Here is a 22,275-nt window from a genome sequence, read left to right on the forward strand (position 1 = left end):
GTCCGTCACGACGGGCGCCTTCCGATCGCAACCCCCGTGAAGGTCTGGTTCACATGCATGGAGCCGAACTGCTCGCCGTAGGTGTGAAAGCCGACCACGCGGTTCTGCCGGTACAGTTCGGACATGTCGCGGGCGAGCTGATGCTGCTCGGCATCGAGCCGGCGGAGCAGGCACTCGAAGCCGATATAGAGCGAGACGTCTCCGATCTGGTCGCGGATGTCGGCGAACGTCTCGCGGGCCGCGCCGACCAGGCTGCGCGACGTCGCCGCGGTCAGCACCATGCCCTCGTCGATGGCGCAGAAGAAGTGCAGCGAGCCGTCCGGCTCGACGCGCTGGATCGAGCGCGCGTAATAGGCGCCGCCGACGCGGACCAGGACCGGATGCGAGGCGAAGGAGAACGGATCGAGCTTGGCGTCCATGATGCCGACCACGCGCGAATATTCCTGCGCAGCAGGCTCGGCGTTCAGCTCCCGGACCGTGCGGTTTTCGATGTCCGCCTCGGTCACCACCATCTTCTGCGCCTGCGGCTCGAAATTGTCGCACTTGAAGACGCGGAACGGCAACGAGGTGTTGAGCAGGATCAGCAGGGCGGCATTACTGTGTGCCTTGCCGTCGAAGAACACGAACGTCTTCTCGAAGCGCAGCCCGTCGCCCGCGGACCCGCCGACGACCGGAATATCGTCCAGCGATGCATAGATCGCGGACATCACCGCTTCTTCGCGGCGGCACAGGCCGTCGATCAGGACCAGGCCGAAGGGACTGCCGCGCTCGACCTGCGGCGTGGCCCGCAACAGCTCGTGCCGGAGCTCGCCGCCGATCCTGCGGCCGTCCTCGACGCGGAAGCTGTCGAGGTTGAAGATGGGCCGAACCACCGCGGAGAAGTCGGCACGGCTGAACGCCAGCGCCACGACGCTGTTCTCGTCCCAGCCATCGGGGGCAAGCTCGCCTGCGGTGGTGCAACCGCAGACCTGTGTGTCGTCGAACTGCCGGCTGATCTCGGCGATGAAGCGATGGGGGTCGTAGCTGGGGGAGAGGAACACCAGGATCAGCGCCAGCCCGTCGGACGGGAGCTGGGCCGCGAGCTCGGCCACGGCGCCATCGACGCTCGCGGCCTTCGACTTGGCCACGGCAACGCCCGACGCACCGCCAAACCGGAAATCGGTTTGCCCCACTCCGTTTCTCCCTCGAGGCTTGGTCTAACGCCAAGTGCCTGACAAGTGCCTGATAAGTATTCGAGAGTAAGGCGTTTTGCAGGTCGCCGCAACACGGCAGCCGTCGCGCGCCAGCCCGGATCAGCACGGGAGGAACGCCTCCACTCAGGACGCAGACCGCACGGATTTACCACCCCTTGAGGATTCTGCCCTAATTTTGCGCATGGTTCGGAACGGGCTGCTTCCGGACCGCAGAATGCTGAAAGATCATGAGCTGGGGGTTGGGAATGTCCGGGCGTACCGCGTCGCCGTCGAAGCGTGCACTTTTTCCGACCCTCAGGTTCCGCGCAAAAATCATCCTCGGCTTCGCCGCCGTGCTGGTGATCTCCGCCGGCAGCATGGCCTTCTCCTATTTCGGCTTCGAGCGGGTCGCCTCCGGGGTCGGATCGTACCGCAGCAGCGTGTCGGAGGCCGATCTCGCCCGCAACATCGACCGCGAGCTGCTCGCCTATCGTTCGGCCGTCAAATATTTCGTGGTCACCGGCAAGGAAGACGACGCCAAGGCGGCGCTCGACGCCGAGGCCAGCCTGAAGAACGCCGTCGATCAGGCCGTCAAGGGCGCCAAGAAGCCGGCGCGGCAGGAAAGCCTCAACAAGCTCGCCAAGGAGTTCTCCAATTTCTCCGCGACCTTCGCCAAGGTGCTGCAGGCCAAGCGCGACAGTGCGCTGCTGGTGCAGAACCAGCTGCAGCGCCAGGCCAATCTCCTGAAGTACAAGCTCGACGACATCGGCAACAATGCCTCCGATTCCGAGGCGCAGGCGATCGAGTTCGGCACCAAGCAGGTCAACGCCCAGTTCCAGACTGCGAGCGCAGCGGCGACCAATTTCGTGCTGACGTCCGACCAGGCGATCGCGACCAGCGCGCTGGCACGGCTCAAATTCGTCGAGAACTCGCTCGGTGCCGTCTATTCCATGGACGACAAGATCGTCGCTGGCCTGAAGGACGCCAAGACCATTCTCGGAGCCTATCGCGAAGCGCTGGAGAAGCTCATCGCCAACGCCAAGCTGGTCGATGACCTCGTCACCGAGACGAGCGGCTCGGCTGGTGCGATCCAGCAAGGAGCCACCGCCATGAAGGCGGACCTCGTCGCCGAGCAGCAGCGGCTCGATTCGGAGTCGGAGGCGACCATCGGGCAGACCGAGCAGCTGGTGCTGATGCTGGCCGTCGGCGGCACGCTGCTCGGCGCGGTCCTCGCCCTGCTGCTCGCCACCGGCATCTCGCGGCCGATGATCGCGATGTGCAAGGCGATGCGCGAGCTCGCCTCCGGCAATTTCGACGTCGTGCTGCCCGGCTTGGGCCGCAAGGACGAGATCGGCGAGATGGCCGGCGCGGTCGAGGAATTCAAGATCCAGGCCGTTGCCAAGGCCGAACGCGACGCCGCCGCGAGCGAAGTGCAGAACCGCGAGCAGGCCGCCAGCCGCCGCGCCGAGCTGATCCGCTTTGCCGACGATTTCGAGAGCGCGGTCGGCGCCATCGTCTCCAACGTCTCGGCCTCGGCCGTGCAGCTGGAATCGGCGGCCTCCACGCTGACCCGCACCGCCGAGACCACCCAGAGCCTGTCGAGCCAGGTCGCCGGCGTCTCCGAGCAGGCCTCCTCCAACATGCAGTCGGTCGCGACCGCGACCGAAGAGCTCTCGGCCTCGGTCGAGGAGATCGGCCGCCAGGTGCGCGATTCCCGCCGCATCGCGGAGGCAGCCGTCATGCAGGCCAAGGAGACCGACGGCCGTATCGGCAAGCTGTCGCATGCCGCCCAGCAGATCGGCGAGGTGGTCAAGCTGATCACCGCGATCGCCGAGCAGACCAATTTGCTTGCGCTCAACGCCACCATCGAGGCCGCCCGCGCCGGTGAAGCCGGCCGCGGCTTCGCGGTCGTGGCGAGCGAGGTGAAGTCGCTGGCGAGCCAGACCGCGAAGGCGACCGACGAGATCTCCTCGCACATTGCAGGGATGCAGGGCGCGACCGCCGAATCGGTCGCCGCGATCAAGGAGATCGGCGCGACGATCGGCCAGATCTCGTCGATCTCGACCTCGATCGCGAGCGCGGTGGAGCAGCAGGGCGCCGCCACCCAGGAGATCGCCCGCAGCGTTCAGACCGTCGCCCAGGGCACCCAGACCGCGGCCACCGACATCGGCCAGGTCAACCGCGGCGCCGCCGAGACCGGCTCGGCCTCGGAAGAGGTGCTGAACTCGGCCAAGACGCTGTCGAGCGAAAGCACCCGTCTCCGCGCCGAGCTCGACCGCTTCATGGCAAATATTCGGGCGGCGTAGGAAGGCGCGCCTTAACAAATCCCTACGCCACCTAACTGCCAGTTGCGGCGCCACAAATTTACCGCAGCTTATCCTTTGCCGGTTACCGTGCACACGAGTCAGGAAGCGGGCTGCTTCCCGGCTGCGCCTGGTTTTCCGCGAATGGAATGGGGTGGGGGAATGTCGGTGAAGTCCAAGTCGAGCCAATCGAAGTCGAGCCAATCGAAGCTGCCAACGCTGCGTTTTCGCGCAAAAATCATCCTCGGCTTCGTGGCGGTGCTCGCCATCCTCGCCGGCAGCATGGCGTTCGCCTATTTCGGCTTCGAGCGGATCGCAGGCGCCGTGGCCTCCTACCGCACCAGCGTAGCGGAAGCCGACCAGGCGCGGACGGTCGATCGCGAGCTGATCGCCTATCAGGGGCTGACCCGAGCTTATACCCTGACCGGCGCCGTGGATGACGAGACTGCAGCCAAGGCTGCCGAGGGGAATCTGAAGAACGCGATCGCAAAGTCGATGGCTGCGACGACCGGCGCGGCCCGCCGTGAGCAGGTCGGCAAGCTCGAGGCCGAATTCCAGAGCTTTACGAAAGTCTTCAGCGAGATCATCGCGCTGACGCGCGAGAACGGCAAGATCGCGGCCGACGAGCTCAACAGTGTCGGCAACAAGATCCGATTCAAATTCGACGATCTCGCCGACACCGCGGCGCTGGCGGGCCTCGCCTCGGTGCAGACCACGGCTAAGGACATTACCTCGCAATATCTGGCAGTCTCCACCTCGGTCAGCGCCTTCGTGGCCAAGCCGGAGCCGAAGACCGCTGACGGCGTGATCGCCCGCATCAAGTTCCTCGAGACATTGCTGGTCTCCGTCTACGCGAACGACCAGAAGATCACGGATCGCGTCAAGGAGATCGGCGATCTCCTGAAGCAATACCGCGCCTCGTTCGCAAAGCTGACCGAGAACGTGAAGGTCGTCGTCAAGCTGAACGGCGAGATGACCAAGACTGCGGCAACCATCCTCAAGCTCTCGGCCGAGCTGCGTTCGGATCTCACCGCCGACCAGCAACGCATCGAGGCGAGCGCCAATGCGACGATCGGAGAGACCGAGCAGCTGATGCTGATGATGGCGCTCGGCGGGCTGGCTGTCGGCATCGTGCTGGCCTTGTGGCTCGGCAACGGCATCTCGCGGCCGATGATCGCGATGTGCAAGGCGATGCGCGAGCTTGCCTCGGGCAATTTCGACGTCGTGCTGCCCGGCTTGGGCCGCAAGGACGAGATCGGCGAGATGGCCGGCGCGGTCGAGGAGTTCAAGATCCAGGCTGTTGCCAAGGCCGAGCGCGACGCCGCCGCGAGCGAAGTGCAGAACCGCGAGCAGGCCGCCAGCCGCCGCGCCGAGCTGATCCGCTTTGCCGACGATTTCGAGAGCGCGGTCGGCGCCATCGTCTCCAACGTCTCGGCCTCGGCCGTGCAGCTGGAATCGGCGGCCTCCACGCTGACCCGCACCGCCGAGACCACCCAGAGCCTGTCGAGCCAGGTCGCCGGCGTCTCCGAGCAGGCCTCCTCCAACATGCAGTCGGTGGCGACCGCAACAGAAGAGCTCTCGGCCTCGGTCGAGGAGATCGGCCGCCAGGTGCGCGATTCCCGCCGCATCGCGGAGGCAGCCGTCATGCAGGCCAAGGAGACCGACGGCCGTATCGGCAAGCTGTCGCATGCCGCCCAGCAGATCGGCGAGGTGGTCAAGCTGATCACCGCGATCGCCGAGCAGACCAATTTGCTTGCGCTCAACGCCACCATCGAGGCCGCCCGCGCCGGTGAAGCCGGCCGCGGCTTCGCGGTCGTGGCGAGCGAGGTGAAGTCGCTGGCGAGCCAGACCGCGAAGGCGACCGACGAGATCTCCTCGCACATTGCAGGGATGCAGGGCGCGACCGCCGAATCGGTCGCTGCGATCAAGGAGATCGGCGCGACGATCGGCCAGATCTCGTCGATCTCGACCTCGATCGCGAGCGCGGTGGAGCAGCAGGGCGCCGCCACCCAGGAGATCGCCCGCAGCGTCCAGACCGTCGCGCAGGGCACCCAGACCGCGGCCACCGACATCGGCCAGGTCAACCGCGGCGCCGCCGAAACCGGCTCGGCCTCGGAAGAGGTGCTGAACTCGGCCAAGACGCTGTCGAGCGAAAGCACCCGTCTCCGCGCCGAGCTCGACCGCTTCATGGGCAATATCCGGGCGGCCTAAAGACCGCGGAAAGAACGCGTAGGGGGGATTGGCGAAGCGTAATCCACCCTTTGATGTCACGGCCAGGAATGGAACGGTGGGTTACGGCTTCGCCTAATCTAACCCACCCTACAAATTTCACTCCCTTCCGAACGCCCGCTTCAGCTCGACCTTGGCGCGCTCCAGCCGCGTGCGCTGCGTCTTCGGCAGCGTCTTGCCGGCGCGGTTGATGTAGAAGGTCAGCATCGACAGCGCCGAGCGATAGGCGCCGGTCTTGCGTCGCGAGCTGTGCTCGGCCGAGCGCTTCAACGAAGCCGCGATCCTCTTCGCGCTCGTGAGCTTGAACACCCCTTGCTTGAGGTCGAGCGCATCGCTCATCTCTGTCACGCGTTGCGACCAGCGCCTTGTGGCGCGTTTCGTGCTCTTGGGCGCGGCCGCGCTACGCCGGGTGCTTGCCTTGCGGGCCGTCTTGCGCGGGCCGCTGTTTCGAGAATGTGTCGTCTTTCTGACCTGAGCCATGCGCCAACTCCTTGCGGCTCCAGCGGAAACGAGCGGTGCCCCCGGGCGTTCCGCGGGAACCCGGCCTCATCGCGAACGTTGTCGCAGGTGGCAGGCAGATTGCCGCACCCCGATGATCGGATCGACCCCGTCCACGTCGTGTGAAACGGGGTCGCTTCCATTGATCAGACGCAGCAACCCGATGGAATTGCAGCAAAGCCCAGCGCTGAACTATGCACCCGTCGTCCCGGCGGCCGCGACCGACCGCATCGTCGAGACCAGCATTCCCGCGCGGCTCGATGCGCTGCCGTGGAGCGGATTTCACACGCGCGTCGTGCTCGCGCTGGGCATCACCTGGATTCTCGACGGTCTCGAGGTGACGCTGGCGGGCGCGCTCTCCGGCGCGCTGAAGCAGAGCCCGTCGCTGCATTTCTCCAATCTCGATCTCGGCATCGCCAACTCCGCCTATCTCGCCGGCGCCGTGCTCGGTGCGCTCGGCTTCGGCTGGCTGACCGATCGCATCGGCCGCAAGAAGCTGTTCTTCATCACGCTCGCGCTCTATCTTTCGGCAACGGCCGCAACCGCGCTGTCGTGGGATGTCGCGAGCTACGCGCTGTTCCGCTTCCTCACCGGTGCCGGCATCGGCGGCGAGTACACCGCGATCAACTCGACGATCCAGGAGCTGGTGCCCGCGCGCTATCGCGGCTGGACCGATCTCGTGATCAACGGCAGCTTCTGGGTCGGCGCTGCGATGGGCGCGGTCGCCGCCATCGTGCTGCTCGATCCCGCTGTTATCGGCCCCGATCTCGGCTGGCGCCTCGCTTATCTGATCGGCGCAATCCTCGGCCTCGTCGTGCTCCTGATGCGGATGTGGATTCCGGAGAGCCCGCGCTGGCTGATGATCCACGGCCGTCCCGACGAGGCCCACGCCATCGTCGACGAGATCGAACGCTCGGTGACCGGGCATGGCCAGGACACGGGCGAGGGTCGCTTCCCGAAGATCCGCCTGAGAATGCGCGATCACACGCCGATCGCCGAGGTCGTCCACACCTTGTTCTCGGTCTACCGCCAGCGCGCCCTGGTCGGCCTCGCGCTGATGAGCGCGCAGGCGTTCTTCTACAACGCCATCTTCTTCACCTTCGCGCTGGTGCTGACCGATTTCTACGGCATCAGCGCCGATCACGTCGGCTGGTACTTGCTGCCCTTCGCGGCCGGCAATTTCCTCGGGCCGCTGCTGCTCGGCCGCCTGTTCGATACGCTCGGCCGCCGCACCATGATCATGTTCACCTATGGCGCATCGGGCGTGCTGCTGGCGCTGTCGGGCTATCTGTTCTCGATCGGCGTGCTGAGCGCGCAGGGGCAGACCATCGCCTGGATGGTGATCTTCTTCTTCGCATCGCCCGCCGCGAGCGCGGCCTATCTCACCGTCAGCGAGACGTTTCCGCTGGAGGTTCGCGCGCTGGCGATCGCAGTGTTCTATGCGGTCGGCACCGGCATCGGTGGCGTGATCGGGCCGGCGCTGTTCGGCGCGCTGATCGACACGGGATCGCGCACCAGCGTGTTCGCCGGCTATCTGCTGGGCGCCGTCCTGATGATCGCGGCCGCGATCGTGGCGTGGCGCTATGCCGTCGCCGCCGAGCGCAAATCGCTCGAACATATCGCGCGGCCGCTCGCCTTTATGGAGTAGACTGATGAAATCGGAACTTGCGGAAATGGCGTTGGACCAGAAGCTCACCACACCTGATGACGACGAGACGCCGGAAACGGTGCCAGTGCCGCATGCGTTGGTGCCGCATCTCGATGAAATCGCCATTCTGCTCGACATCGACGGTACGCTGCTCGAGCTGATGCCGACGCCGCGCGAGGTGTGGGTGCCACCGGGCCTGTCGGAAACACTGAAGCATCTGACCGAGCGCACCTCCGGGGCGCTGGCGCTGGTCAGCGGCCGCTCGCTCAACGACATCGACCTGATCTTCGCGCCCGATGTATTCCGCGCCGTCGCTGGCCACGGCGCGGAGATGCGGCTGGCGGTGGACAGTGAAGCCGATGCCCTGCACGCGCCGCCGCTCGACAAGGAGCTGAAGCGCCGGCTGGCCGCCATTGCCAAGCTCAGCCCCGGAATCCTGCTCGAGGACAAGGGCTATTCGCTCGCGCTGCATTACCGCCTGGCGCCGCATGCGGAGAAGGCGATCTACGAATCCGTCTCGCTGATCCGGGCCGATCTGCCGAGTGCACCGATCGAGGTGCTGCCCGGCAAGTTCGTCTGCGAGATCAAGCATTCCGGATTCACCAAGGCGAGCGGCGTGCGCGAATTGATGAAGCACGCGCCGTTCAAAGGACGTCGTCCGCTATTCATCGGTGATGACGTCACGGACGAGACCGTGTTCGCGATCATGCCCGACATGGACGGGCTTGCGTTCTCGGTCGGCCGCCGCGCCATGGGTGTGAATGGCCACTTCGATGCGCCGGCGGATGTGCGTGCGTTCCTGGCGCACCTGCTCGATCCCAGGTGAAACCAAGGCAGCGCCATCTCGCAGACATAAAGGCTTTCATCGCGGCGCCATTGCGCGCCGCGATGCATGCTGCGCAATCGGGCCGGAAACGCTGTCTTTGCAGCGATATTCCCGGGTTCCGTGAGGAAAACCAGTTCCAACGCGCACGCCCGATTTTGGTTTCAATTGGTTGAAACGATGATCAGGAACCATATTGATGAACGGCAGTTAAATGGGGCGGAATGAACAGGAGGGGACGACCTGTGAACTTGATCGTCGTTTCAAATCGCGTCGCCCGCGGCAAACCCAATGAGCCCATGACGGGCGGCCTTGCGGCGGCTTTGCTTCCCGTGGTGGAACATTCTGGTGCGATCTGGGTCGGTTCCTCCGGCCGGGTGCGTGATGGCCATCAGAAGGAACCGTTCGCCGAGATCGAGGCGCTCGGGACAGGCGCGATCGCAACGCTGGATCTGCCGGCGGCGCATTACGGCGGTTATTACGAAGGCTTCGCCAATTCAGCGCTGTGGCCGGCGTTGCATTCGCGCAGCGATCTCATTCGCGTCTCGCGCGAGGATTATGTCAGCTATCGCGAGGTGAACGCCTTCATGGCGCGCGCCTTGATGCGGTTCCGCAAGGCCCGGACTGCGTTCTGGGTGCAGGACTATCATTTCCTCGCGCTCGGCGCCGAGCTGCGCGAGCTCCGCGTCGACGATCCCATCGGCTTCTTCCTGCATACGCCATGGCCCGTCGCCGCAGTGATCCAGGGCGTGCCCAACCATCGCGAGCTGATCACGGCGATGCTGGCGTACGATCTGCTCGGTTTCCAGACCGAGGAAGATCGGCAGAACTTCCTCTCTTATGTCGGCGGCGAGCTCGGCCTCACCATCGAGGACGGTGTCGTGATCTCGCAGCACGGTCGCACGCGCTGCGAAGTCTTCCCGATCGGCATCGATGCGGAGAAGTTCGCGGCCTATGCCACGAAGTCGGCCGCGCATCCGGACGTGTCGCGGCTGCGCCGCAGCCTCAACGGCGAGCGCCTCGCGATCGGTGTCGACCGGCTCGATTATTCCAAGGGTCTCGTCAACCGCATCAGCGCATTCGACCGGCTCTGGACCGAGCAGCCGCAGTTTGCGCGCAGCATCTCGCTGCTCCAGATCGCCAACCCCTCGCGCGGCGGCATCGAGGCCTATGGCAATCTTCAGAACGAGGTCGCGCGTCTCGTCTCCGACGTCAATGGCCGCCACGGCGAGGTCGATTGGACGCCGATCCGCTATCTGAACAAAGGCTTCAGCCAGGCCGTGCTCGCGGGTCTCTACCGCACCGCGCAGATCGGCGTGGTGACGCCGCTGCACGACGGCATGAACCTCGTCGCCAAGGAATATGTCGCCGCGCAAAACCCCGCCGATCCCGGCGTGCTGGTGCTGTCGAAGTTCGCTGGCGCCGCCAACGAGCTCGACGCCGCGCTGCTGGTCAATCCGCACGACATCGACGGCATGGCCCGCGCGATCGCGATCGCCGCATCCATGCCGCTCACCGAGCGCAAGATGCGCTGGGACGCGATGATGAAGAAGCTGCGCGGCCACACCATCCAGCAATGGTCCGCCGATTTCGTCGCCGAGCTCGAGAAGTGCCGCACCGAGAAGGCGGCCGTGGCCCCGCTCGCAGCCCAGCCGCCGCAGGCGCTGCGCTGGCTGAAGTCGGCGATCTCAGGCGTGCGGTTGATCTAGACTAGCTCGTCTCCCTCTCCCCACAAGCGGGGAGAGGTGAAAACGGCAACCTCAATAGCAATACGACACGCCATCCAGGATCGCGCATTGCCGCTTGTTCGGCGCGTTCGGATCGTCCAGCGGCACCACGCCCTTGCCCTGGCCGACGAACACGCCGGGCCCGACATGCACGGAGCTCTTGTTGCCGATGATCACGCTCTGATGCGGCGTCGAGCTCGAGCGCGTGCCGTCCGGCCAGAGGATGGAATCGCCCGAAAGCACCCCGCGCCGGCCGTCGTCGCAGCTGACGTCGACGCCCTGCCGGGTGCAGACCTCAGCCAGGGCCGGCGTGGCAAGAGCGGAGCCGAGGACCGAAATCAGGCTCAAGGCGGCGATGGTCTTGGTGATGGTCATGGCCTCCCCGGTCGTGTTTGGCGGCTTGCCGTGAATCGTCGCGCCAGGGCCGCCCGTGGTTCAGCCGGCAGGCCCGTCCGGCACGTATCGAGCCTCATATTGTGCTGTAAATACAATAAGTTGCGGAAAATCACCTGATTTATCCCCCGATCCCTTGCAAAATCGTCGGCGCCCCTTCAAGAGAGGGCGCTCCGGAGAGATGGCCGAGTGGCTTAAGGCGCACGCTTGGAAAGCGTGTGTGCGGGAAACCGTACCGTGGGTTCGAATCCCACTCTCTCCGCCACCCGATCAGAAACAGGTCGTACTTGGCGCTGCAGACAGGCCAGAAATTCGGCTGTTTTCCTGCATTCCCGCGGACGGAGAACTCCCAGCGGTCCTCTTACAAGGGCCTGAATGCATCCGGAGAACCGAATTTTCTCCGAATCTTTGAACCCGCAAAATCAGTCTAGTACGGCATTTCTCCGAAAATCAGCGGCTTGGCTGCGCGGCGGTTTGTATCCCTCTCGCTGACGCGAGAGGGACGCAGGCGCAAAATTTCGACGCTCCTAGCAACTTAGACGCCGAAGCGGTGATGGTTTCTGCCTCCCGAGGGTTGCTTCAGCTAACTCGTCGATCTGCAACTTTTTCCCGCGCGGTCTATTGTGATTGCAACCAGCAGTGGGTTAACCTGAGCTGTAAGTCGCCGGGGGGCGGGATGGATCAAACTTTGTACTTAAGCGCGGGCGCGGCAGTTCTCGCCCTAATCGCCGCGGTGTCATCTATTGCCGCTTTCATACAAATCGGAAAAATTGCTTCCCAACCTTTTTTGACACCGGAAGTACTGTCCGCGTTAATTAGAAGCGAGTGTGAGGTTTTACGGCGTACCTTCGACGACAATTCCGGGCGCGCCCGAAGCGAACTCAGCTCCGGGCTGATAAAGTTTCAAGAGCTTATCTTAAGCTCTTTCAACGGGCTCGGTAGTCGCGCAGAGACAAGCTTCGCCGCATTTGGCGCGAGACTCGACACTGGCATCGGCGCTCTTGAAAAGCGAGTAGATGTCATCGCTCAAAAGCTGAACGACGATCTTAGAACGAGCGCACTTGAAGCCTCCACCCACCGCGACGCGCTTAGGAGCACCATCGAAGCGAAGCTTGATGACGCGATCGTCAAGCAGAGCGCGGCATCCCAAAGTCTGAAAGGTGAGATCGATTCGAGTTTTCACCGGCTCAAACTGACAGTGACTGACGCACTCGCCCAGGCAAGTGAGCAACAAAAAGAGCGACTTAACGCAAACACCTCTGCGTTGAATGTTCTAGTCGAGAAGCAGGAGCTCGCGACTGACCGATTAAGGACCGGTGTAGAAGCGCGGCTCGACGCGATACGTCAGGAGAACTCGGCAAAGCTTGACGAAATGCGCCAAACCGTTGACGAACGACTACAAACAACTCTTGAAACCCGGCTCGGAGAATCCTTCACGCGAGTGGTCGAACAACTGAAATCGCTTCATGAGGGCATTGGAGAGATGAAGCGCCTCGCTGCAAATGTCGGCGATCTGCAAAAAGTACTCACGAACGTTAAGGTCCGCGGAACGTATGGTGAAGTGCAGCTAGAACTCTTGCTGGAAGAGTTCCTTTCCGCCGAGCAGTACGTGAAGAATGCTGCCGTGCGAGATAACACAGGAGAGCGTGTCGAATTTGCCATCAAGCTGCCCGGAAAAGATGCCGGTGGAACAGTTCTTCTCCCTGTCGATGCGAAGTTTCCCCGCGAGGACTATGACAACTTAGTTGCGGCATCCGAAGCTGGAGACTCTGAAGCAGTTGCTCTCTATCGCAAGCAATTGGAAAATCGAATTCGTTCGTCTGCTAAGGAAATTTGCGAGAAGTATATCAACCCGCCGCGCACAACCGACTTCGCTTTGTTGTTCATTCCCACCGAAAGTCTGTACGCAGAGCTGTTGCGACAGCCAGGGCTCTTAGAGTATCTACAGAAAACGTATCGAGTAACTCTGGCAAGTCCCACCACATTTGCCGCGCTCCTAAGCGCCCTGCAGATGGGCTTCAAAACCCTTGCTATAGAAAAGCGCTCAAGCGAAGTATGGCAGGTGTTGGGTGCGGTTCGCACAGAATTTGGCCGCTATGACAAGATTGTTCAGAAGATATCAAACCAGCTTGGAACGGCGTCGAGATCTGTGGACGAACTAAAAACGCGCACGCGAGCAGTAAACCGCACGCTGACATCGGTGGAATCGGCGCCCGATGAGCCAACAGCAGCGAACCTGCTGGGGGTAACTCTATCAATCGAGGAGGAGGATAGCGAGCTGCTCAAGGATAACATCCTTATTTCCAGCGAGATCGAAGTGCCGTCAGCGCTTACGAATGCGGGGCCGACCGTTGGATAACGCCGCTTTTAAACCCGCTGTCCTCGCTTATTAGAGCCGAGCCACAGAGGAGAAGCTTAGCCCTCGACGGCAGTAGCGATGTGAGCGGAGCGTCACGAAGTCTGTCTCCTCACTTAGTCGAAGAAACAGGCCAGGGTACTTCTTTTAGCTGTAAAGCGCGATACGCTAGATTGAGATCGTTTTTTCCTTTGAGAGTTCCGAGGGGCAAGCATGTCAGAAGCCGATTTTGCACAACAGCCGTTCAATGCAACCGAATTCGTGGAAAATCCCGAAAATCGTTGCCCGGTCATCCTCGTTCTCGACAATTCTGGGTCAATGAGCGGTGCTCCTATCCAGCAACTCAACGATGGCCTTCAAGCGTTTCGGGATGAACTGTCGGCGGACAGCCTGGCGGCCAAGAGGGTTGAAGTGGCAGTCATCACCTTCGGGCCTGTCCAAGTGCAATCGGACTTCGCAACAGTTCATAATTTTTATCCGCCACGGATCGAAAGCGCGGGCGCCACTCCGATGGGGGAGGCTATTGAGCGCGCCCTCGACATGCTGAGGGAAAGGAAGGCCACTTACCGTTCTGCCGGCGTCAAGCATTATCGCCCTTGGGTCTTTTTGATCACCGATGGCTCGCCGACTGACTCTGTAAGCCGGGCTACTCAGCTAGTCCACGAGGGAGAGGCGGCGAAATCCTTCATGTTTTATGCCGTGGGCGTGGAAGGTGCTGACTTCGGCACTTTGCGCAGGATTGCGACTCGCGAGCCTCTGAAACTGAAGGGTCTTCAGTTCAAAGAATTCTTCCAGTGGCTCTCGGCCTCGCTTTCATCCGTCTCCAAGTCTAATCCAGGCGATCAAGTGCCCCTTCAGAATCCCACTGCTCCTGACGGGTGGGCCACGGCGGGATGACTGGACCTGACTGGGCATGGGTTTCTGCGAGCGCAACGGGTACTTCGCATCTTCGGGTTCATCGGGGCTGCGACGACGCGGGGGCATGCCTATTTGTCCGCGGCAAAAATGAATCCGCGCTACTCGCGGTCTGTTCCGATGGGGCGGGATCCGCCCCGCGATCCTCTATTGGTTCTCGCATTATAGTCCGGTCCTTTTGCCGAAGCGTAAGGTGCTACCTGGAGGAAGGTGGAACCTTGGGAGGTCTGTCTCGCGAGATCGCGAGCGATTGGCTCGACGACATGCGCGGACGTATTGAGATCACTTCGAGGGCTGCAGAGCTTGCTCCGCGCGACTTTGCCGCGACATTAGTTGGCTGCATAATTGGGAATGGCGCCGCCAAAGTTCTACATGTTGGCGATGGGGCAGCTGTCTATCGCAGGACCGATTCCGAAGAATGGATCGTTGGTAGCTGGCCCTCTCACGGGGAATATGCATCGACGACCTACTTTGTAACGGACGATCCCGAGCCTTCATTTCAATTGAATGATATTGAGGGCTCCGTGTCTGAGTTAGCTGTCTTCACGGACGGCATTGAGCATCTCGTCTTAAATTTCTCAACGCGCAGTGCGTTCTCGCCTTTCTTCAACCAAATGTTCTCCGGCTTCAGGTCCGGCGTGACCGGGAAGAATCGAAAGTTGTCGCGACATCTCTGCAATTATCTGAATAGTCCGTCGGTTTGCGACAGGACTGATGACGACAAAACCCTCCTGCTCGCACGTCGATTCCGCAATGTCGCGCCTCAAGAGCATATTTGATCAGCAGAGGAAGGCGATCCCACTGGGTAAGCTGTTGGGGCGCGGCGGCGAAGGGGCTGTCTTCGAGATAGTCGGCGAGCCGGACCTTGTAGCTAAAATTTACCACCCCGATAAGGCACGGGAGCGGCAGCAAAAGATCGCCGCTATGGTCGCTAGTGGGATACAGACCCAAGTATCCAACGCGGCATTCCCCCTTTCTCCATTATATGAAGGGGCTGGCACGTTCGCTGGGTTCACGATGCGGCGCATCGGGAAGCAAAAGCCGGTTCACCAGTTGTACTCGCCTGCAAGTCGGCGGAATGAGTTTCCGAACGCAGACTACCGGTTGTTACTTCGAACAGCCTTGAATATCGCACGAGCGGTTGCCGCGGTGCATTCGACCGGCTGCGTTGTAGGCGATCTAAATCACTCTGGTATTCTGGTTGGCGCCGACGCTACCGCGACTCTCATCGACTGCGACTCATTTCAGTTCTCAAAGGACGGGAGGATTTTCTATTGTTCGGTGGGCGTACCGGACTACACACCTCCAGAGTTACAAGGGAAGTCGCTTGAGAATATAAATCGGACGCCCAACCACGACGCATTTGGATTGGGCGTGGCAATCTTCAGTTTGCTGTTTCTTGGGCGCCATCCATTTTCTGGTCGATATCTTGGTCGCGGCGACATGCCTGAAGAGCGGGCGATAGCTGAGTACCGATTTGCGTACTCGTCGGATAAGTCCCGCACTCAAACCGAGCCTCCACCATTCGCACCGACGCTCTCCTATGTCCCACGGGAGCTGGCGACCGCATTTGAAGCCTGCTTCGGGCCAGGCGGAGCAAATAACGGCCGACCTAAGCCGGCTGACTGGATCTCGCTTTTACAGCGGGCTGAGACGCAGCTCGTTAAGTGCACCGCGTCGGCGGCCCACTTTTATTTCTCGTCGGCACCAAACTGCCCATGGTGCGCGCTCGAAAAGGCCATTCCGGGCTTCGTTGCATTTCCATCCCCGATCAATATCAATCCGACGACCCCACTGGATCTCGGACAGCTCATCGCTGCGATCCGTGGGGTGAGTGATCCGGGAACCGCACCGGCACTATATTCTGCAATGCCGGCCGTTCAGAGCGCACCGAGTGTTCAAAACAAAGGTGCGCTCGATGCTTCCTGGGGACAATTTTTGACTGCAACACTTGGCGGCGTTGCGGCGGCGGTCCTTCTGAGGCTGGGGTATGTTCCCCCCTTGCTTGGCGTAGGGGCCCTCGCTGCGGCCGCATACTTTGCGCTTAAAAATCCGAAGCAACTGCATGCCAATGGGCCTCGCTCGCATCAGCTCAAGCAAGCTTGGGATCAGGTAGATCAGCGCTATAGATCGGAGGGAGATGCATCGCGCTTCAACGAAGCAAGACGACAATCCGAGCTGAGAATTCGCGAATACAACGATCTCCCCAATGAAGAAGCACGGCGATTAGCGGATTTATCTCGCAAGCAGCGGGAGTTGCAACTAAAGTATTTTCTCGAGCGGTTTAGCCTCGTAAACGCGAAAATTAAGAGCGTCGGCAGTGCGAGGAAAGCGACGTTGCGGTCGCACGGGATTGATACCGCGGCAGATATCTCACGGCAACGCATCGAGCAAATTCCAGGCTTCGGACCTGCGACGGCTGGACTTCTGCTGTCATGGCGTTCCGATCTTGAGCGACGCTTTGTCTTCAATCCAGGTCAGCCGGTTAATCCCAGCGATATCGCTCAAGTGAAGTCCGACATTGCCCAAAGGCGCATTAATCTTGAGACTGCGTTGAAGGCCGATTTGATCGCTATCAGGACGGCTGCGGCAGAAATCGGGCGGTCGCGGACCGATCTTACCAATCGAGCGCGAGCGATCTGGATTGAATTCAAGCAAGCCGAAGCCGACGAAAAGGTGCGGGTGTTTGGTGACGTCGCTGCTCGACGTTGGGTGTTTGGAGTGGCGTGCTTCGCTGCATTCATCGTCGCCGGTGCAAATAGCAGTGGCCCGAGGGCCGCCTCGGTAACGTCAACACCTCCCCCATCCCGATCGTCGGCGAGCGCGCCTTCAGCGGCTCCGAATTTCGCGACCGGCACAAGCAGCAGTCCGCCCAACGTGAGTGTTCCTGGTAAGATAACTGCGCAACCCACGGTAACGCCTCAGGTTGGGAGTTCGGTGCAACTTGCCCCGCCGCGAGCCGAGCGTCTTCCGCAGGAGCCGCAAAAGAGCACCATAGAGGCGGCAGTTGCTCCCTTGGTGGCGCCGCCGCTCGATCCACCCCGTGAGGTTAAACCTCCGCCGCAGCCACCAACTGATTCCAACCTCGGCGTCGCCCAAACGGTCCTGAACACCGCCATGCCCGATCCTGCGATTGGTCGGCTGAAGGACCTGGGGTTTACCGCGTCCATTGAGTCCTCCTGGACCCCCACCGCGCTCAGCGCATTGCGGGAATTTAAGATCGTCAATCACTTGCCGCCCGACAGCCGTTTGGACCCGATGACAACTCAAGCGTTGCAATCGCCTCAGGCAATCGCCCGTAATCGCTCATTTCTGGGCGGCTGGGCTACTGATGCGGCATGTACGCAGGGCACTCAGCTTACGATCTCGGCTCAAGAGGCTCGAACGGAGGGAGGCGTCTGCACGTTCGACGCTTTCCTTCCCAGTCGATCTGGCTGGACGGTGCGAGGCCATTGTCAGGTTGGTGCGGATAGGTGGCCAGCAACAATTAGTTTCACTGTTTCTGGGGCAGCGCTGTCTTGGTCGAGCGCTAAGGGTAATGCAACATACTATCGATGTAGATAGTGAGGTTCAGGCATGGCGGGCTGCTATCATTGTGGAGCGTCTTTAGCAAAAGGGCAGGGCGTCCGTAGAAACGTCAGGACTGGGACAAGCGTAGCGGGTTTATTCGGTGCGCCACCAACGATCTTATTAGTGGTCTTGGCCGTTATTGCCGGCGGCAAACTCCCTTCCGGGAGAACCTATTTCGGTCTGCGAACACTCTGTCCAACTTGCGGTCAGCGATTTGATACAGAGCGCTCTCTCAGGCGCAAAATACTCCTTCTAATCGCTGGCTTCGTGCTTCTCCTTGCGATAGCAGCGATGCTTACAGCTAAGCATTAACTAGGACCTGTTCGAACCTAGAGTTCGCCGCTAGGATAAGAGTTTCGGGCAGGGGTATTGAGCTTCGTACCTCGCGAGTCGGCTGAGCGCTTGGACTTGTAAGCTTTGGTCGCAGAGCTGTTATCTACGGAGTAAAATTTCCATAACATTCGATTAGCGAATTCCGCGCCTCTAACTTTGGTGGCTACCTGTCCCCTCAAGAACCGGTAGGCCTAAATGCTGTTGCTAACGAAATGTGGCTTCTTGTTTGTCCCACTCGGATGGGATCGATTTAAACAGCTGCGCTAGCTCGAGGCCTTCGGGCTGCACGCCATTCAGGATGGCTTCGGTGATGGTCGGCGAGAGCAACGTCAGCCGAAGCACGCGGGAAAGATAAGACTCGTTGATCTTCTCCGCCTTGGCGAGGTCGCGCACCGTGCTGAACATGTTGGACTCGAGCATGTTGCGCCAGCGATGGGCCCGAACCACCGCCTTGATGAGCGTGCTGTCCACCTGCGGTTTGGCAGGCGCCCAAGCATCAGCATTGGAAGGTGTGACCACGCGCTTGCGTCCACCCGATCGCCGAAATGAAAACGGGATGCTCACGACCATGGTTCTGCCGTCGCGGCTAAGCTTGGGTTGACCGATAGGGCCGAGTGTGAGGGTGGTCGGGCGGTTCATTCGGCGGCCTGCTGGAAGGGCTGAGGCTGCAATTCGGAGGAGAGCGATGTAAGGCCTTGGATCTTCAAAGTAATGTCCATTCGTTCGGCATGGATGTCGATGCGCTCGACGAGCAATGCGACGATCCGTGCCTGTTCTGCCGGAAACAGCTCCTCCCAAAGATCGTCAAAGCCAAGCAGGGCGCTCCGCACCTCCGCTTCGCTGACCTCCGCGGATTGCCTGCGGAGAGCACGCCATGTCTGAACGATGACTTCAGGGGCCTGCAGCAACCGCCGGACCTGATCGATAATGATTTTCTCTAATTCAGCGGCGGGGATCAACTTGACAGGACAGTCCGATCTACCCTGCTTCATCGCGGTCTGGCTGATGTAATAGCGGTAAAGCCTGCCCGACTTCCGGGTGTGGGTTGGCGACATCGCTGCATCATCCGGACCGAACAACAGACCCTTCAGCAGGGCAGGGGATTGTGCCCGGCTGTTGTTGGCGCGCTTGCGCGGGCTCTCCTTGAGGATGGCATGGACCTGATCCCAGAGCTTCTGATCGATGATCGCTTGGTGCTCACCCGGATACGAGGTGCCCTTATGAACGGCCTCGCCGAGATAGACCCGGTTGTGAAGGATCTTATACAGCACCCCCTTGTCCAGGAGCTGTCCGTATCGCGTTCGTTCGTCGGCCGCAACGAGCTCGCGGGCCAGCAGGGTCGCGGACTTGAGCTGTACGAAGCGCCGAAAAATGGACCGAACACGCTCGGCATCGGCCTCATGGACGAGCAGCTTGCGGTCGCGGACTTCATAACCGAGCGGCGTCCACCCGCCCATCCATTTGCCACGCTTGCGAGAGGCCGCAACCTTGTCGCGAATGCGCTCTCCGATCAGCTCGCGCTCGAATTGGGCAAAAGTCACGAGGATGTTGAGGGCCATGCGGCCCATGGCATCTTTGGTATTGAACGATTGGGTGACCGAGACGAACGTCACCCCATACCGTTCAAAGAGCTCCACAAGGTTGAGGAAGTCGAGCATCGACCGCGACAGCCGGTCGATCTTGTAGACGACAATGACGTCTAACTTGCCGGCTTGGACCGCAGCGACAAGCCGCTTAAGGGCAGGTCGCTCGAGGGTACCGCCTGAGAACCCGCCATCATCGTAGCGCTCTGAAATCGCTATCCAGCCCTCCGCTCGCTGGCTCACGATGTAAGCCTCACAAGACTCCCTCTGAGCGTCGAGCGAGTTGAAGTCCATATCGAGGCCTTCCTCGCTGGACTTGCGGGTATAGACGGCGCAACGGACCTTACGGACGTCGGGGCGCCCTGGGGCTGCGCTCTCAAGGGAGTTAGTGAATAAGGAAGCTCGGCCCTTTTGCGTTTTGCGGGAGCTCATTTGCCAGCCGACTTTTTCAAGCCGAAGAAGACCCAACCATTCCAATTTGTGCCAGTGATCTGGCGGGCCACCGAAGACAGGGACTTGTAGGGGCGGCCGAGATATTCGAAGTCATCGTGGCGAACGGTGACGCAGTGCTCCACACCCTCCCATTCGCGGACCAGCTTGGTCCCGGAAACGGGGCGGAGAGGGGGGCGGGCCTTGCGGTCCGCCGGCTTCTGATGGGCATATTGCTCAGCCATAGCCTTGAGCCGTTCGGTGGTTTCCCGGCTCAGGCCTCCATAGGCCAATTCCTGAATGCGGTAGGCCAGCCGGCTCTCCAAAAACCGGCGGTTATAGGCGGGCGGCTCACTATCGAAGAGTTCGCGCCAGCGGGCCTTGAGAACGGGGGCGGGGGCGCCTTTTAGGGCCGCCAATTGCGATAAAACGGACGCTTTCACGGGGTAACTTCCTGGACTTGTCGGACCACATCACCCTCAGACCGCCCGTCACAGTCGAGCGGAGAATTAGCCGCACGGGCCAAATTTCGACTGGACTTCCGGTCGAGAACACGCAGAAGGCCGGCTGCCAAAATGGCTGCCACTTCTGCCAAATCGTCCCGATTGCGATGATCTGCCTTCGACTGCATGTCCGGGAAAGTGCATTCGTCGGCGAGCCCATGCCAGGCTGTTTTTGAATTTCCGCAGTTGATGGGCCTTAAACGCGTTTCGTCGCATTCGGGCGCAGTGGATGATTGGGGAATTTGCTGTATTGGCGACGACTACATGCTTTTAATTGCGACCTATCACGCGAATCACCGAGAGGATGGCCATGGCAAAGAAAGAGGAGAACGCAGTTCCCCTCGAGCAGGTGAAAGAGCTTTCCTATTTGGAAGAAGACGGAGAGGTGATCGTCAGCTACAGGAGCAGAGGTTTCCTGAGGGATATGGATGTTCGGGACACCAAGCCCACGTTGCATAAGCGGATATTCCGCCCTAACGGGAAGGAAGCGTTAGCGGCTCTTGCTGATCGGCTACGCGCTCACTTGGATGCAAAGGACTTGCCCACAGATAAAACGGAGGTCATCCCGATCGAGCGCGACTGGGGATATGATCCTGACGAGTACGGGATAGTGGCCGACGAAGACCTCTGGTTCGGCATTGCACAAGACTCGACCGAGCCTTTGACAGTAGATCGCCTCGCGGCCGAGCTTTTGCACGCGATCACCCGTCTGCACACGAAATTCAATGATGATGAGTTGAGCGATATATTCCGGGCAATGTACGTCTACCACCTCCACTCCGCGGCTGGAGAACTGAACGAGCTAGCAATTGACGGCGAGACTTCAAGGAAGAACAGGGCCAAGGGTTGGCAGGCCAGGAAAGAAACGGGCTCCGCCCAGCGGAAGCTGATCCTGGCGATTGCACAGGACTTCTGGGAACGGTTTCCGAACTTAGAAGGACAGGTGCTGAACACGGCGAGAAAAATCGAGGTCGCCGTCAATCAGGCTAGGACGAATCAATTTCCTAAGTGCAAGCCGCTCGCCGCGAAGACCATCTCCGACCGGCTTCGTGAAGCGTTGATAGAGGCTGGCGACGTGCGCTGACAAGACTGGATTCGCCAATCCGGACGCCGCCGCGTACCGAACTGGCCAATCCGGACGTGAAGTGGATTGGCTCCGGCACTCCTACCCCATTACTCCTCGCGCTGAGACGTACACAATCGCGCTCTGGAGGCTCGGATGACTGCAGCTGAACCCGGCGATATTGCCCTGATGAATGAGAAGCAGGCCGCGCGCTTGCTTTCGATCTCCTTTCGAACTTTGCAGGCCTGGCGGCGGATCGGCACTGGCCCTTCGTTCATTAAGCTCGGACGCGCCGTTCGGTATCGGCGGCAGGATCTTGTGGAATGGACTGAGGGGCACCGTCGGGCAGGGTAGGCGATCGTAGCCGCCGACCATGATAACCGATCATGAAGACGCCGACCTCTTTACAGCCGGAAGCTCCCCTCCGGCGCTGACGCCGATCGCACAAGAGCTGGAGGCCTACTTCGAGCGCGGGGGCTCGGTCGAGGGTGCAGTACAATTCGTTGCTGCACTCGAACGGACCAGCAGGCGAGTGCAGCCTAGCCGAAAACAAAAGCAAGCGCGGGGGTGCCGCCTGCCTCCGAACTGGTTTCCGGCTTCAGATGATTTTCGATTCGCCAAAGAGCGCGGTCTCACCAACGAACGCACACAACTGGAAGCCGAGAAGTTCGCAAACTATTGGACCGCTAAGTCCGGTGCCGGCGCAATGAAGCGCGATTGGTCGGCAACC

17 protein-coding genes and 1 tRNA gene are annotated in these 22,275 nt (G+C 61.0%); 12 read left to right on the forward strand and 6 right to left on the reverse strand.

All coding sequences use genetic code 11. The features are described 5' to 3' along the window. Positions 1-5 precede the first annotated feature (5 nt). The gene (locus tag ACNJYD_RS02595; RefSeq protein ID WP_439365242.1) at positions 6-1,172 is read right to left on the reverse strand and encodes an FIST N-terminal domain-containing protein; all 1,167 of its coding nucleotides are present in this window, start codon (positions 1,170-1,172) and stop codon (positions 6-8) included. Positions 1,173-1,438: 266 nt separating this feature from the next. Between ACNJYD_RS02595 and ACNJYD_RS02600 the strand changes: the two genes are divergently transcribed. Together ACNJYD_RS02600 and ACNJYD_RS02605 are read left to right on the forward strand one after the other, a co-directional pair. Next, positions 1,439-3,478 carry a methyl-accepting chemotaxis protein gene (locus ACNJYD_RS02600; RefSeq protein ID WP_439365243.1) on the forward strand — a complete coding sequence of 680 codons (2,040 nt, stop codon included), beginning with the start codon at positions 1,439-1,441 and terminating at the stop codon, positions 3,476-3,478. Positions 3,479-3,637: 159 nt separating this feature from the next. After that, positions 3,638-5,686, forward strand: coding sequence for a methyl-accepting chemotaxis protein (locus ACNJYD_RS02605; protein ID WP_439365244.1), 2,049 nt, complete (start codon positions 3,638-3,640; stop codon positions 5,684-5,686). Positions 5,687-5,803: 117 nt separating this feature from the next. Here ACNJYD_RS02605 and ACNJYD_RS02610 read toward each other — a convergent pair whose 3' ends face one another. Next, a complete protein-coding gene (locus ACNJYD_RS02610) occupies positions 5,804-6,184 on the reverse strand; it encodes a DUF3175 domain-containing protein (RefSeq protein WP_439365245.1) in 381 nt (126 codons plus the stop codon). A 181-nt stretch (positions 6,185-6,365) separates the two neighbouring features. Between ACNJYD_RS02610 and ACNJYD_RS02615 the strand changes: the two genes are divergently transcribed. The 3 genes from ACNJYD_RS02615 (at position 6,366) to ACNJYD_RS02625 (ending at position 10,382) form a co-directional block, all read left to right on the forward strand. Beyond that, positions 6,366-7,850, forward strand: a complete 1,485-nt coding sequence (locus tag ACNJYD_RS02615; protein ID WP_439365246.1) for an MFS transporter — start codon at positions 6,366-6,368, stop codon at positions 7,848-7,850. A gap of 4 nt (positions 7,851-7,854) precedes the next feature. Then, a complete protein-coding gene (gene otsB, locus ACNJYD_RS02620; protein WP_172788246.1) occupies positions 7,855-8,676 on the forward strand; it encodes a trehalose-phosphatase in 822 nt (273 codons plus the stop codon). A gap of 242 nt (positions 8,677-8,918) precedes the next feature. Then, positions 8,919-10,382 (forward strand): trehalose-6-phosphate synthase, encoded by a 1,464-nt coding sequence (locus ACNJYD_RS02625; RefSeq protein WP_439365247.1) that lies wholly within the window; start codon positions 8,919-8,921, stop codon positions 10,380-10,382. A gap of 51 nt (positions 10,383-10,433) precedes the next feature. On the opposite strand, the gene ACNJYD_RS02630 is transcribed toward ACNJYD_RS02625, so the two are convergent. Then, entirely contained in the window at positions 10,434-10,775 is a 342-nt protein-coding gene (locus ACNJYD_RS02630) for a hypothetical protein (RefSeq protein ID WP_172788248.1), read from the reverse strand. A 193-nt stretch (positions 10,776-10,968) separates the two neighbouring features. Here ACNJYD_RS02630 and ACNJYD_RS02635 point away from each other — a divergent pair. The 5 genes from ACNJYD_RS02635 to ACNJYD_RS02655 all read left to right on the forward strand — a co-directional run bounded on the left by ACNJYD_RS02635 (position 10,969) and on the right by ACNJYD_RS02655 (position 17,628). Next, positions 10,969-11,058: transfer RNA gene (locus ACNJYD_RS02635), tRNA-Ser, on the forward strand. A 411-nt stretch (positions 11,059-11,469) separates the two neighbouring features. Next, positions 11,470-13,152, forward strand: coding sequence for a DNA recombination protein RmuC (gene rmuC, locus ACNJYD_RS02640; protein WP_439365248.1), 1,683 nt, complete (start codon positions 11,470-11,472; stop codon positions 13,150-13,152). A gap of 210 nt (positions 13,153-13,362) precedes the next feature. Beyond that, a complete protein-coding gene (locus ACNJYD_RS02645) occupies positions 13,363-14,046 on the forward strand; it encodes a vWA domain-containing protein (protein ID WP_439365249.1) in 684 nt (227 codons plus the stop codon). Further along, a complete protein-coding gene (locus ACNJYD_RS02650; RefSeq protein ID WP_439365250.1) occupies positions 14,043-14,843 on the forward strand; it encodes a PP2C family serine/threonine-protein phosphatase in 801 nt (266 codons plus the stop codon). Before ACNJYD_RS02645 ends, ACNJYD_RS02650 begins: the two co-directional genes overlap by 4 nt. Then, positions 14,818-17,628 carry a hypothetical protein gene (locus tag ACNJYD_RS02655; protein WP_439365251.1) on the forward strand — a complete coding sequence of 937 codons (2,811 nt, stop codon included), beginning with the start codon at positions 14,818-14,820 and terminating at the stop codon, positions 17,626-17,628. The genes ACNJYD_RS02650 and ACNJYD_RS02655 overlap by 26 nt, the downstream gene beginning before the upstream one ends. Positions 17,629-18,171: 543 nt before the next feature. Here the strand turns inward: ACNJYD_RS02655 and ACNJYD_RS02660 are convergent. From ACNJYD_RS02660 to ACNJYD_RS02670, 3 genes are all read right to left on the reverse strand, one after another. After that, a complete protein-coding gene (locus tag ACNJYD_RS02660) occupies positions 18,172-18,606 on the reverse strand; it encodes a hypothetical protein (protein WP_439365252.1) in 435 nt (144 codons plus the stop codon). Further along, entirely contained in the window at positions 18,603-19,844 is a 1,242-nt protein-coding gene (locus tag ACNJYD_RS02665; protein WP_439365253.1) for a recombinase family protein, read from the reverse strand. Before ACNJYD_RS02665 ends, ACNJYD_RS02660 begins: the two co-directional genes overlap by 4 nt. Positions 19,845-19,978: 134 nt before the next feature. Beyond that, positions 19,979-20,422: a DUF2924 domain-containing protein gene (locus tag ACNJYD_RS02670; protein WP_439365254.1), complete on the reverse strand. Its 444-nt coding sequence runs from the start codon at positions 20,420-20,422 to the stop codon at positions 19,979-19,981. A gap of 370 nt (positions 20,423-20,792) precedes the next feature. On the opposite strand from ACNJYD_RS02670, the gene ACNJYD_RS02675 reads away from it, so the two are divergent. Together ACNJYD_RS02675 and ACNJYD_RS02680 are read left to right on the forward strand one after the other, a co-directional pair. Then, a complete protein-coding gene (locus tag ACNJYD_RS02675; RefSeq protein ID WP_439365255.1) occupies positions 20,793-21,566 on the forward strand; it encodes a hypothetical protein in 774 nt (257 codons plus the stop codon). Positions 21,567-21,701: 135 nt separating this feature from the next. Continuing rightward, positions 21,702-21,899, forward strand: a complete 198-nt coding sequence (locus ACNJYD_RS02680) for a helix-turn-helix transcriptional regulator (protein WP_439365256.1) — start codon at positions 21,702-21,704, stop codon at positions 21,897-21,899. Positions 21,900-22,275 lie beyond the last annotated feature (376 nt).

This window comes from Bradyrhizobium sp. SPXBL-02 (assembly GCF_051853065.1).
Taxonomy (GTDB): Bacteria; Pseudomonadota; Alphaproteobacteria; order Rhizobiales; family Xanthobacteraceae; genus Bradyrhizobium.